General features: G+C 36.2%; 9 protein-coding genes and 1 pseudogene. 4 read left to right on the top strand and 6 right to left on the bottom strand.

Features of this window, described 5'->3' with window-relative positions:
* Positions 1-30: 30 nt before the first annotated feature.
* Together AO843_RS00115 and AO843_RS00110 are read right to left on the bottom strand one after the other, a co-directional pair.
* The gene (locus AO843_RS00115) at positions 31-756 is read right to left on the bottom strand and encodes an SDR family NAD(P)-dependent oxidoreductase (RefSeq protein ID WP_054609140.1); all 726 of its coding nucleotides are present in this window, start codon (positions 754-756) and stop codon (positions 31-33) included.
* A gap of 25 nt (positions 757-781) precedes the next feature.
* Positions 782-2,407, bottom strand: a complete 1,626-nt coding sequence (locus AO843_RS00110; protein ID WP_082389344.1) for a flavin-containing monooxygenase — start codon at positions 2,405-2,407, stop codon at positions 782-784.
* A 142-nt stretch (positions 2,408-2,549) separates the two neighbouring features.
* Here AO843_RS00110 and AO843_RS00105 point away from each other — a divergent pair, with 142 nt between their 5' ends.
* Positions 2,550-3,245 carry a response regulator transcription factor gene (locus AO843_RS00105; protein ID WP_054609139.1) on the top strand — a complete coding sequence of 232 codons (696 nt, stop codon included), beginning with the start codon at positions 2,550-2,552 and terminating at the stop codon, positions 3,243-3,245.
* A gap of 594 nt (positions 3,246-3,839) precedes the next feature.
* Here AO843_RS00105 and AO843_RS00095 read toward each other — a convergent pair.
* From AO843_RS00095 to AO843_RS00080, 4 genes are all read right to left on the bottom strand, one after another.
* The gene (locus AO843_RS00095) at positions 3,840-5,030 is read right to left on the bottom strand and encodes a Ger(x)C family spore germination protein (protein ID WP_054609138.1); all 1,191 of its coding nucleotides are present in this window, start codon (positions 5,028-5,030) and stop codon (positions 3,840-3,842) included.
* Entirely contained in the window at positions 5,027-6,124 is a 1,098-nt protein-coding gene (locus tag AO843_RS00090; RefSeq protein WP_054609137.1) for a spore germination protein, read from the bottom strand. Before AO843_RS00090 ends, AO843_RS00095 begins: the two co-directional genes overlap by 4 nt.
* Complete coding sequence (locus AO843_RS00085; RefSeq protein ID WP_082389359.1) at positions 6,102-7,772, bottom strand: spore germination protein; 1,671 nt, start codon at positions 7,770-7,772, stop codon at positions 6,102-6,104. Before AO843_RS00085 ends, AO843_RS00090 begins: the two co-directional genes overlap by 23 nt.
* Before the next feature lie 193 nt (positions 7,773-7,965).
* Complete coding sequence (locus tag AO843_RS00080; protein ID WP_054609135.1) at positions 7,966-8,478, bottom strand: GNAT family N-acetyltransferase; 513 nt, start codon at positions 8,476-8,478, stop codon at positions 7,966-7,968.
* 107 nt (positions 8,479-8,585) lie between these two features.
* Here AO843_RS00080 and AO843_RS00075 point away from each other — a divergent pair, with 107 nt between their 5' ends.
* The 3 genes and pseudogenes from AO843_RS00075 to AO843_RS00065 all read left to right on the top strand — a co-directional run bounded on the left by AO843_RS00075 (position 8,586) and on the right by AO843_RS00065 (position 12,509).
* Entirely contained in the window at positions 8,586-9,590 is a 1,005-nt protein-coding gene (locus AO843_RS00075) for a nucleoid-associated protein (RefSeq protein ID WP_054609134.1), read from the top strand.
* 130 nt (positions 9,591-9,720) lie between these two features.
* Positions 9,721-10,842 carry a P-loop NTPase family protein gene (locus AO843_RS00070; RefSeq protein WP_054609133.1) on the top strand — a complete coding sequence of 374 codons (1,122 nt, stop codon included), beginning with the start codon at positions 9,721-9,723 and terminating at the stop codon, positions 10,840-10,842.
* Positions 10,843-11,013: 171 nt separating this feature from the next.
* Positions 11,014-12,509, top strand: a pseudogene (locus AO843_RS00065) (serine hydrolase domain-containing protein).
* The last annotated feature ends 95 nt before the right edge of the window (positions 12,510-12,604 follow it).

Below are 12,604 nucleotides of genomic sequence, written 5' to 3'. Positions count from 1 at the left end.
CAAGCTTCACCCTCTCTTTTCTTTTAATTTTTACGATGTAAGACCACCATCAATAGTCACAACAGCGCCATTAACATAGGAAGACTCTTCCGAAATCAAGAAAGCGATTACATTTGCAATTTCAGTAGGGTTTGCTAATCTTCTTAGAGGTCCATTCTCCTCAGGACTCGATTCGAATCCCTTCGTCATATTTGTGATGACACCCCCAGGACATATAGCATTTACTCGGACACCACTAGGCCCATATTCTATAGCCGCCGTCTTGGTTAGCCCGATTACACCATGCTTACTTGCCGAATAGCCTCCCATGTGGGGTTGTCCTTGTATTCCAGCAGCTGATGCGGTATTCACAATGACACCTGATTGGCGTTGTTCCATCTCTTTTAGCACATACTTTAAACCTAAAAATGCCCCTTTGAGATTCACAGAAATTACACGATCAAACGTCTCCTCATCTAAATCGCCCAGTAACGAGGGTGGACTTAAAATTCCTGCATTATTAATGAAAGCATCGATTCTACCAAATGCTTCTTTGGCAGCATCCACATACTTCTTTACATCTTGACTTTTAGAAACATCTGCTTGAACAAAAATTGCCTGTTGTTGATGTTCTTTCACAGCGTTTAATGTGTCCTGACCACTCCTTTCATCAAAATCTACTAATACTAATGCCTTGTCTTTTGTCGCTAGTAGTTTTGCTGTTTCTCTACCTATTCCGCTTCCTGCACCAGTAATAATTACTACTTGTTGCTCCATATTATTTATGCTCCTCCCTCATACACTATGATATAGATTTTAATTTTAATAACTTAAAGCCTTCATAATTGTTTTGAGCAACTTCCTGACAACGTTTAGTATAATGATCGAACCCACCTAGATAGATTAAAAAGCTCTGTGGTTTACCTTCAATATTTGCCCCCGTATACCACGAATCTCCCTTGACATATAATGTTTCATTCGCAACCTCTCGGCAATGTCTACTCCATGCTTGTTCTGCCTCAGCATTTGTCTCCATGACATCAATATCACACTCACGTAAGTAATCGATACATTGTGCAATCCATTCTACGTGTTGCTCAATAGCAATTGGCATATTCACAAGAACAGAAGGGCTCTCGGGGCCTGTAATCATAAATAAATTTGGAAAACCTGCTGTAGTTAGGCCTAGATAGGTTTGAACAGCTGCGCCATTTTCCCATTTGTCTTTTAGTGTCATACCAGCTCTTCCTCGAATATCTATTTTAAATAAAGGACCGGTCATACCGTCATAGCCAGTAGCAAAAACGATGATATCTAAATCGAAATGTTCGTTAGATGTTTTGATCCCTGTTTCAGTGATTTTTTCGATTGGTGTCTCTTTTACATCCACCAGCAAAACATTCTCTCTGTTATAGGTTTCAAAATATTCGCTATCTAAAACTTGTCTTTTAGTGCCATACATATACTTCGGACATAGCTTTTCTGCAACGATTGGATCTTGTACAGTTTCTCGTATTTTGGAGCGAATAAATGCAGCCGCTTTTTCATTGGATTGTTCATTCGTTAACAAATCATAATAAGTCGATGCAAAGGCAAATCCCCCTTGTGCCCAAGCTTCCTCAAAAACTTCCTGTCTATGATGGTCACTATCCTCAATGGCAGATTGATGGTTGTAGACAAATGGTGTACCTGAAACAGAATTTCTCATCGTATGCTTCAGCGTTTCAAAATTTTGTTTGGTTTCTTGTATAAATTCCTCATCATATGGATGATTACGCGCGGGAATTGTGTATTGTGGCGTCCGTTGAAAGACGGTTAAATGTTTTGCCTCTTTAGCAATCACTGGGATTGCTTGAATACCACTAGAGCCTGTCCCAATAACGCCTACTCTTTTGCCTGCAAAATCAACTTTTTCATGTGGCCAATGCCCGGTATGATACCATTTTCCATTAAACTGATCTAACCCCTGAAACTTTGGAACATTCGCAGCAGATAGGCAGCCTATTCCTGTAATAAAATACTTTGCTAAAATTTGATGTCCATCGTCTAGATGTACCAGCCATTTATTCCGTTCCTCATCAAAATGAGCAGCTTTGACGCGCGTGTTGAATTGAATATTCGCTCGCAACTTTAAACGATCTGCCACATAATTTAAATACCGTAATATTTCTTCTTGCTCAGGAAATCTTGATGTCCAAGTCCATTCTTCATATAATTCTTTAGAGAAAGTATAATTGTAATAAATACTTTCAATGTCACATCTAGCACCAGGATATCGATTCCAATACCAAACACCCCCTACACCGTCTCCTGCCTCATAGACAATGGTTGAGAACCCTTTACTCCTTAATTGATTTAACATATACAACCCTGCAAACCCTGCACCTAGGATAACTGCATCTACCTCTTTAATTGGTTGACTTTTCACACGACGTTCCCCCTCACTAATAGATTCCCTAGTGAAAAATAAGAAAAAAATAGTTTTTCTTAGTATAAATACTACTATTTACAGAAAATATTGAAAATTCCTTATTTTAAGCGTAGTATATACTTAAAAAAGGGGATAGGTCATGTCCAATCTATATACCATTCAAAAACGTTTCGACACTGTGCAAAACTATTCCAATCACGAAGAGCTGTTGATTCACATTTTGCAGGTATATCTAGATTCTTTTCCAATCAAAGATGCCTATTTATTGAGGTATTCGCCTATAGGTTTTGTCGCTGAAGGTATTCTTTTTTTAAATGGAGAGGGCGGCAGTCATATTGGAGAAATTCGAGAGGAAATCCGTAGCTTCCCTATAATCTATTCAGCTATTGTCGAGAAAAAAGCTAAATTTTGTACAGGAATGGACTATTTAAAAAATATCAGTATTAAATATTCCATCCCCTCTCAAAACAATGCCTTTTTAATCGTCCCTATTTTCATTGGGCAATATGTTTTTGGTTATATTTGTAGTACACAAATAGAAATTGACATCAAAATAACTGAGAAGCTACTAGATGATTTTACAGCCTTTGGCAACGTGATCGGACAGCTTATCATTCAAGCGAGAGACCAAAAAAAAGAGTGTATTCTTAGTAAGAGGGAACTAGAGGTGATGAGACAGGTTGCTTTAGGAGATAGCACAAAGGAAATGGCGGATTTTATGAATTTAAGTGAACTAACAGTCAATCAGTATGTAAAATCCGCCATTAAAAAATTACATGCAAAAAATCGCACGCATGCCATCAGCATTCTATATCAAGAAGGAGTTATTCAATAGGGGAGTACACTACTCCCCCTTGTGACACCCTCAAAAATCCTGCGCCGCTTCAAAGAGAATCTCTTTTTCCCTATAGATATTGGCAATTCAGTAATAAAGCTCGATTCTTTTTCCGTCACATCGTTAGGTCCAAGCCTGCAATAGCCTTTAAAAGCCCCATTCTTTTTTATCTAAAATAGCTAAATTTAGCTTATGTATTTTTGCAGAAGTATTTTTTTGATATTACTGTGTACAGACCATTCTATTATGCAGAGGACCTCTTAAAATTTGGTTTCGAAACGACTGACAGTAAAGCATGAATATCTGTTCCTTACTGGATTTGATCGTCTGCAACCTTATCAAAATAAAAAATGATTTCCAAATGAGAAAAATCTCCTATTCCTTTCAAGGAAGCCTCATGCAAATTTTCGGATAGCTCAATTGTTGATATAATCTCTCCCAATGATCATCTTTTATCATTTTTCGACTGTTGCTAACTGTAGCAATTGGTTGAATTATATATTGCATCCCTATCATCCTCCACCTTTCCAATTTTTAACTATACGATTTATTTCCAGTATAGATGAATAGACAGAAAAAAGGTGATTAACAATATTAATCACCTGACGTTCCATAATCCTTGATGGATATGTTAACTTCACATGTAATTGGAACCTCACTAAATATTTGATCCCAATCTTTTTTTGCATTTTTCCATACTTTTGGATAATCAATTCTCATTCTATTACCAAATCCTGCAACATCTGTTTGATATTCTTGCTGAATCTTTTCCAATGTCTTCATCACTAAACGTTCGATTTCTTTCTCAATGATTTTCTCTGCTTTTTTCAAAAATTCATTATTAAACGTTTTGTCTGATAGTACCCAATGCTCAGCTATTCTTCCTTCAGATTTTATTTTAATTGTAAATGAAATACGATCTTCTTCTACATTAGGTATAATCTTACTGTTCATAGATAATATTTCATAAACGATTGGGGAACCCGATTTTTCATCAAAAGCTTTGACTAAACCACCTTTTCCTTCACCAGTGATCCAAGTAATACCCTCTAAGTCGCTTTCATTTAAAAAACCTCGAAGTTTCTTGGTTTTCCCATCAATGACAGCAGCACCTACAAACTTTACTTCCCCATCTTCAGCGATAACGTTTTGTAGTAAAAAACTTGAATCTGAATATAATTTCCCTTCTAATTTAGCAATGGTCATAGGCGGTAAAATTTTGGTTGTCCGTTCATGCCCACTCATCATCTCTACCAATTGAAAGGCAGGAATTTTAGTTGGCTCATTTGTTTCAAGTGTCTGGCTTGCTCTCCCTTGAGCAATAAGGAGAAGTCCACTTGGTCGTATTTCCAGCTCTCTCAGAAAAAAATCCAATAATTGTTGTAGGTTAATGGCGCTGGCAAGATCCTCGCCAATAATCGTGACTTTGGAATGCTCAGCAAATGAATGTTTGTCAGACTTTAAAAGCATATTTCGTAAAGTCGGTAAAACAGCATCTCCTGTTTCAGAAACATTTTTATAGGCTTTTTGATGGGGTGTGCCGTCTTTTGTACCTGTAACAGTTGTCTCTGAAGTGACAAGTTGATTAGTGACCGTTAGCAGCTCTCTATTAGCATATCTAGCCTCTCGTTGCTCTTCTGAAGAAATGGCTCCCGTTTCTAAGTCCAATGACGTACCTACAATTAGTCCTAAATCTTCTATCTCCTTACTACTCCAACAGCCAGAAAGAAGTAGAGAAACCATTATTACTAGTGAAAGATGCAAATATCGATGAGTTCGCTTCATGCTTTATTTCCCTTCAGTTTTGATATAAGGAGTAAGGTAATAGGTAGTGCACCAAATAAGAATAAGGCAGCATGACCTATGTTATCGCCAAATTTAAAAAGGTCATTAATATTTTTCGGCGTCATGGCAATAATGTAAATAATCGGTAATAAACCATAGAGGAAAGGATGCATGCTTTTCTTAAAAAGCTGAGCTAATCCTAGAGCAGCCGCATAATAGGTAATAGTAAAGGTAGCAAAAATTTGCATAATCCATATAACAAGTAAAAATGACTCAAAGCGCTCAAAAATTAATCCTGGAATTTCAAAACTTCGCATCAGTTCAATTGTTGGCCATGTTCTTGTCATTACCCCTTCGATGGATAAAGCGCCTATCACCATAACAACTGTTATGACATAAAAAAGTAATGGAATCGCAATGCCAACTAAAACGACTTTGACCGCTTTCTTTTTATCAGATGGATACATAAATGCCACTAGCAACAGCATAATTTCAGGACCTAAAAAGGCCAATGTAGCCGTTTTTATTCCTTTTAGCATCGGCATTACGCCTAAACCTAATACCGGTCTAAGATTATCTATCTCGAAGATTCCTATGCTTAAAAAAGCAACTAGTAAAAAAATCACAAAGGTAATGGGGAAAATAATTTCGAATAAACGACCAATCGAATTAATTCCACCACTTATCAAATAGAGCCCTACCCATAAAAAAGGGAGAATAATAGCCCATGTGGGTGTTCCCTCCAATAGAAAAAGGGAGGTTACTTCAGCCATTATTCGAACCTCAAATGCGGAAATGGTAAAGAAATAGACAATGACAAACAAACTAATCAACCAACCTAGCCATTTCCCAACAATGTCTTGATTATATTGATAAAATGTTTTGTCTGGATATTGTTGGCTTAGCTTGACGATGATTACACCTGCAATCATTGCGACAATACCACCTAAAAAAACACTGATCCAAACATCTGGTGTTTTTACCTTCTCTACCGACGCACGAGGCAAGGTGAGAATGCCCGTTGCAAGAATATAATTAATAATAATGACCATTGTTTGGGACGTCGTGATTTTATCTTTTGGACTGGTGATCATAGCTGTTATTTTCCTTTCCTCGTATTTCCCCTTTGCGAACAGAGTCTTTTGGCTGTAATAATTTCGGTCGGCGTTTCATCGTCATTAATGGCATACGCACCATAAAATCTTTCCAATCCCCCGCTCTATAAGGAACGGTTGGGCTAACATAAGGGACACCAAAACTCTTCAACTTCACTAAATGACTACACAGGAAAAGGAAAAACAGAATAATTCCATAAAGGCCAAATAAAGCAGCAGAAATCATTGCGACAAAACGTAGCATACGCAACGTAATTCCTGCGTTATATTGAGGAATAGCAAAGGACGAGATAGCTGTTAACGCGACGACAATAACCATAATCGGACTCACTATTCCAGCTTGGACAGCTGCTTCTCCTATAACAAGGCCGCCAACAATACCCATTGTTGGACCAATTGGCTTAGGCAAGCGAAGACCCGCTTCCCGTAAAATTTCGATAGCTACCTCCATAATAAGGGCTTCGATTAATGCCGGGAATGGTACCCCTTCCCTTGTCGCCATCATTGACAGTGCTAATTTAGTTGGGATAAGCCCCTGGTGGAATGACACAAAAGCAATATACAAAGATGGAGCAAACAAAGTAATACCTGCTGCTAGATAACGAAGTAAGCGAATAAGAGAGCTAGGTAACCAACGTTCATAATAATCTTCTGGCGATTGTAATAGCATATTAATCGTAACTGGTACAATTAAAGCAAAAGGTGTGCCATCTAATAGTATGGCAACCCGCCCCTCCATTAATGCCCCATACACACGGTCAGGACGCTCAGTGTTCTGTACTTGTGTAAAAGGGCTCAGATAATTATCTTCAATTAGTTGCTCTATATAGCCCGATTCTAATAGGTTATCAAGGTCTATTGTTTGGATTCGTTTTTTTACTTCTTCCACCAACTCAGGATCTACTATCTCATCCATATAGGCAATAACTAACCTTTTTTTTACTCGCTTCCCCACCCCCATCTGAAGGATAGACAATTGCTGATTTTCACCTTGCTGTCTTAAGAGGGCTGTATTGTCACTTAATTTTTCTGTAAAGCCTACTCTTGGCCCTCTAACAACTGCTTCTGAAATAGGTTCTTCAATATTACGCGTCTTGCCATTTATCGTACAAAGCATTAAAGCATTAGGCATACCATCCACAAATAAAGCTGTATATCCAGTTAATACTTTGCCTACTGTTCCTTGTACCGTCGATTCCTCTAGTACATCCCTGATGGATATATTGTTTTTCATAATACTCTGTAGCTTGTCACCTTCTGTAAAAAAAGAAGCTGATGTATTCGAAAAGCGCTCCATTATTGATTTCAAAATATGTTTATTAATTTGCTCTGTATCGGCTAGGCCGTCAAGAAAAATGATAGCCGCACGAATATCAGTAGCACCTATTTGAAACTCTCTAAAGTGGACATCCCAATTATGTCCAAGTTCTTTTTTCATCCGTTCAAAATCTTTGTTGAAATCACCTATAAACTGGTCAACTGTTTCTTGACTAAATTGCTGATCTGGTTCCTGTTGGTTCGTATATTCTTTCATTTCGATCTTGCCATTTTTCTTTTTTTCAAGTAATAACCCATTAAATAATTTGAAAATCAAAAATGGAATAATAAATGCTACAAAGCCCTGCATAAAAACTTGCCAATGTGGCATGTAGGATATTAAATTTTCCCACATATTGATCACCCTCTTTAGTACAATCGAACAATTGAATCTCTATATGTTTTTATCATTATCCAAGCAACCGTATTTTAAACTTCTAAACGTCAACATCTTTCCATAACAAATAACCAGCCTCAAAGAAATTGAGTGCTGGCATTGGGTTTTATAATTGAAGGCTATATTGGATGAGTTTACAGTTATTCCCTAAATATTCTTCATTACCTATTCTACTCATTTCTATAAACCCTATTTTCTCTAACATGAATCTTGCTCGGACATTGGTTTCGTGTGTCTCTGCTAGTAATTGTTTAAGATTAAAATTTTCGCAGGCGAACGTCAGCATACATCTTGCCGCATGGGTACCAATACCTTTTCCCCAATAGGAGCTATCCCCAATAGCCACTCCTAACTCAGCAGTATGCTGCTTCATATTTGATAAATCAGCGTAACCTAAAAGGACCCCATTATATTCGATACCCATTCGAATAAATTCCCCGGAGGCATTCCTCACACAATTGAGCCACCATTGAAATAGTTCTTCAGGACTTCTTTTTATGCCCCATCCATTCGCTAAGCAAAACTTTTGATCTTTACTCCACTTTAAAACAAATGGAAAATCTTCAATAGTAATCGATCGTAAATGTACCATTTGTATATCTATAATTTGTTTATCCATTCCCTTCCTCCTACCCCTTTTTTACCCTATCATTATTTAGGATAATTGAAATCTATGAAATAAGATATGGTATACTAGCTACTATGAAAAATTAGAAGGTGACATTTATGCTAGAAGTTAGTGAAAGTAAATTAGCACAATATAGTATTCATTTTTTGAGCGATACACTTATTTTAGGAGAAGAGGAATTTACACAACCAGAGGTCATGCTAGAAGCTGCCTTTACACAGCTTGCATTTAGTAAAATAGAGCTAGAGCAGCAATATGAGTTTTTCCATGAAACTGACATTGCGCTGAATGAAGTTTTTGCTTATTCGAAGAAAATATTTGAGCAGGACAGTAGCTTCCTAGAACAATCTCAAAATATGGCGAAGCACTTACATAGTGTATCTCAGCATCCAAATATTAAAAGTGGAGAACTGTTTATTGGCATGTTTGAAAATTGTTTGTTAGTAAATGAGGCTAAAAAGGTCATTGCCATTGTCAAAATTGATGAAAAAGAAATGTTTCTAGATGTTAAAAATGACAACAATAAAATGATCATCAATGGTGTTGATGGCATTAACGTGAAAAAAATTAATAATATGGCCATCATCGTTGATATGGGACAAGAACATCCCCCTGCTGTATTCATAAAAACAAAACGAAAAGAGGATATCGTTTATTGGCAGGAACGATTTTTAAAGATTAAAGCAGCAGATGAACATTATCATAAAACAGATTTAGCGTTGAATGAATGCAAAAAATATATTTTAAAAGAAGAGAATTATTCGAACACAGAGAAGCTAGGATTTTTAAATAAAACCTTAGATTATTTTAGAAATGAAGAGGAGTTTCAAGTTGACCATTATATTGAAACAGTATTTGAAAAAGCGGATGCTACTCAAAAAGATATCCTCGTCAACTCAGTCAAACCTTATGAAACAGTTATTTCTGATAGTGCGCTAGAAAAAGCCGAAAAGAAATATAAACGCAAAATTAAACTTGATTCCAATATTGAAATTCAAGTAAATATTCAGCATATCGATCAAATAGACGATCTGATTGAAGTTGGCTATGATGAGACTACGAATCGAAAATTCTATAAAATTTATTTTCAGGATGAGATGTAAAAGAGGCATTCCCTAAAACTAGGGATGCCTCTTTTTAAAAAAAATTTTTCTTAAGAAGTTAAAACTTTTTCGATTGGTAAAACGTCTAATAATTGGTAACAGAAGTTAACCTAAAGGAGAATGGATAAACATGAAAAAACCTTTTAAGAAAACTTGGATTTTAGCATCCGCACTAACACTAGGAATGGCCGTAATGACCCCGCTTCAAGCTGGTGCAACATCAGTAGATACAACTAATCATGTCACTATACAAATAGAACAAAAAATAAAAGGTACTATTAAGTACTTTGATGGCGATGGCATTTCTATTAAAGGATCTGATGGCAAAAATTATTTTATTGGCTTACACAAATTCTCTGACAAGCAGATCGAACAATTGAAGCTAGTGGAAGGGCAAGAAATTGCTGTTGAAGGTAGCATTGTAGAAAGTTATTCAGATTTCTATACTTTTGATGTGTATAAAAAAAGCTTACCTAAAGAAGTCACAAAAGAAGAATTAGTTCAATTGGAAAAGCTCTTTACTGACATGAGAAAAGCAGAAAAAACAGAGAATTATGAGGAAATGGAACGGATTTTCGAAGCAATGAATAAAATCACAAGACCTTATGAATTAGCAAACTGGCAGCCTGAGCCTTTTGAAGATTTTATTAATGAAGCTGCTTTTTTAGAGGGAAATATTACTATAAAAAATCAAGATAAAGAACAGCTTAAAGCACTTTATAGTGACTGGGTAAAATTCACAAAAGAAGATAAATCCGATGAGGCACAAGAAAAAATAGATAAAATATTTACTATTCTTGAGCCATACTTCCAAGAACTATACCCACCACTAACTTTTGAGCAATATATGGCTGATATGGAAGTAGACATAACAAAAGAGGAACTCACAAAGCTTAAAGCAATCTACGATGAAGCGCAAAAGGCAGATAAAGATAAAAATGAAGAACTCGCAATTAAGCTATGGGATCAATTCTATGAAATGCTTAGTTCACATTATAAGCCAGTTTCCTTTGAAGAATATATGACAGATTTTGAATTTGACATTAGCGAATCAGATTACACAAAATTAAAACAGCACTACGAGGAAGCAATTGCTCTTGATCAAAAAGGTGAAGATGAAAAAGCTGCTGCTCAGTGGGAAGCCTTTTATAAAATTTTAGATCCTTATTATTTGCAAAATAAAGACATCCTGATTTCCGCATCGAAATTAACTATTCATGGTACTGATTTACTTCCAGAACAAACGAAATAATTTTCTTGGGGCTCTCCTATCTGATATGAGGAGGAGCCCTTTTCTCTTACATGACAAAATTGTCATTTTCTCCATTAAATAGTCATGTTAATCGATGGTTTGGCCAAAATTTGCTTGTTATAGTAATCCATGTTGTAACAAACCATTTATTTGTTAAGGAGAAATATGAACATGTCACTATTTATTAAAAAATCTGCGATGATTGCTATAATGCTAGTATTTTGTACGATGCTACCAGAACTCGCATATGCAACATCCAATGAAACGATTAATAAAATTGAACATTTTATTGAAGAACAACAAGCAATTAGTAAAATCCCTGGCCTTTCGGTAGTCATCGTTGATAAGGGGACAACAGTCTATCAAAAAGGGTTTGGCTTTGCGGATATGAAGACAAAGACACCAGTCACTTCTGAAACTCTTTTTGAGCTAGGCTCCACGTCTAAAGCTTTTACCGGCCTTGCCATTCTTCAACTGGAAAAACAAGGATTATTAAACGGTCGGATGATATCCAAAAATATATCCCATGGTTAACATTAACCTATAATGGAAACAGACAAGTCATTACAATTCAGCAGCTATTGTCACATACAAGTGGGATTCCTTCTAATTCTATTGTCCGAATTCCAGAAAGCACAGCTGATAACGCCCTTGAACTAACGGTCGAAACATTACTGGATCAATCATTAAACCGCGAACCTGGAAGCTCCTTTGAATATGCAACGATTAATTACGATGTGCTAGGACTAGTCATTGAGCAAGTATCTAAACTGCCATTTGATCAATACGTCCAACAAAAAATTTTAGAACCTATTGGTATGTATCAATCGTTTGTAGGAATTCGTCAAGTACAATCCACTGATATGGCTGCTGGTTATAAAATAGGGCTTACCAAAGAACAACCATTTACACCACCCATCTACCGTGGAAATATCCCTGCTGGTTATATCATTAGTAACGCAAATGATATCGCGAAATGGCTAAAATTACAGTTAGGTAATAGTGAAATTTATTCCATTGATACTAACATGATTGAAGAATCACATAGTCCAGACCAAACGGTAGCACCTTTTGATGCAAATACTTATTATGCAACTGGTTGGGCAGTAGTAGAAAAAGACCAAAAGCAATATATTTACCATGCTGGAGAAAATCCAACCTTTACATCGTATTTCATCATGCAGCCTGATGATCAAATAGGAGTTGCGATCTTAGCCAATATGAATACAAGCTTTACAACTGCTATTGGACAAGGAGTCATGGATTTGTGGGAAGGTAAAACAACACCTGCTCAACATATTAGCAGCTATCAAAAGCTAGATAAAATCGTTACGACTATAATTGCTATTATCTTAGGAATCAGCCTTATTTTCTGTTATCTATTAATCAAAACTGCCACAAGCATTTATAAAAAACAGCGCCAAGTTACAAAGTTAACTTACAAGAGAATCATCCTATTAACTTTCCACACATTACTCGTTGCCATACTGTTAATAGCGATTTTTATGGGGCCAAAAGTATTACTTGGTGGCTTAAATTGGACATTTATTAATGTGTGGGCACCGACCTCTATCTCGGTATTATTGTTTAGCATTATTTGGACTAGTATTCTATATTTATCGTTGGGCTTTACACTAATTACTACAAAAAAGAAAGTGCAAGGTTAATTGTCGATGAACGGTTTAGTAAGTAGATAAAGATGATGGAACAGACCTTTTTGACGATGAACCCACTATTTTTTATTAGATTATTCTAAAGCAGA

The sequence above is a fragment of the Lysinibacillus sp. ZYM-1 genome (assembly GCF_001308875.1).
In the GTDB taxonomy this organism is placed as follows: Bacteria; Bacillota; Bacilli; order Bacillales_A; family Planococcaceae; genus Lysinibacillus.
This window is presented reverse-complemented; position numbering and strand designations above follow the sequence as displayed.

Coding starts and splice junctions, on each gene's coding strand:
- AO843_RS00115 (WP_054609140.1), bottom strand. CDS start 756: ATGGAGCAACAAGTAGTAATTATTACTGGTGCAGGAAGCGGAATAGGT.
- AO843_RS00105 (WP_054609139.1), top strand. CDS start 2,550: ATGTCCAATCTATATACCATTCAAAAACGTTTCGACACTGTGCAAAAC.
- AO843_RS00095 (WP_054609138.1), bottom strand. CDS start 5,030: ATGAAGCGAACTCATCGATATTTGCATCTTTCACTAGTAATAATGGTT.
- AO843_RS00090 (WP_054609137.1), bottom strand. CDS start 6,124: ATGATCACCAGTCCAAAAGATAAAATCACGACGTCCCAAACAATGGTC.
- AO843_RS00085 (WP_082389359.1), bottom strand. CDS start 7,772: ATGCAGGGCTTTGTAGCATTTATTATTCCATTTTTGATTTTCAAATTA.
- AO843_RS00080 (WP_054609135.1), bottom strand. CDS start 8,478: ATGGATAAACAAATTATAGATATACAAATGGTACATTTACGATCGATT.
- AO843_RS00075 (WP_054609134.1), top strand. CDS start 8,586: ATGCTAGAAGTTAGTGAAAGTAAATTAGCACAATATAGTATTCATTTT.
- AO843_RS00070 (WP_054609133.1), top strand. CDS start 9,721: ATGAAAAAACCTTTTAAGAAAACTTGGATTTTAGCATCCGCACTAACA.